1 protein-coding gene is annotated in these 266 nt (G+C 66.2%); it reads right to left on the bottom strand.

Going from position 1 to position 266, the window contains the following annotated elements; genetic code table 11:
* A partial coding sequence (locus STRAU_RS40135; protein WP_158692060.1) for a DUF4191 family protein occupies positions 1-266 on the bottom strand: 266 nt, incomplete at both ends.

Raw genomic sequence — 266 nt, 5'->3', positions numbered from 1 at the left:
TTCCCCGCGTTCGCATACGCCGATGGGGCGCCCGGAACCACTAGGTTCCGGGCGCCCCATCGGCGTAATCCAACGTAATCACTCAAAGGAACAGCGGCAGCGTCACCGCATTTCAGGCGGTCGTTCGTCGCCGTGACCTGCGGGCCCTGGAGGACCCGGGGGAGCTTCAGGAGCGTGGTGCGGAGCTTCTTGAGCTCGACCTGTCCCTCGCCGTTGCCGACGATGACGTCGTGCACGGGGACGTCCGCGACGATGCGGGCCATCTT

It is taken from the genome of Streptomyces aurantiacus JA 4570, assembly GCF_000414115.1.
GTDB lineage: Bacteria > Actinomycetota > Actinomycetes > Streptomycetales > Streptomycetaceae > Streptomyces > Streptomyces aurantiacus_A.
The sequence above is the reverse complement of the archived record's forward strand: the minus strand, read 5'-3'. Positions and strand labels throughout refer to the sequence as shown.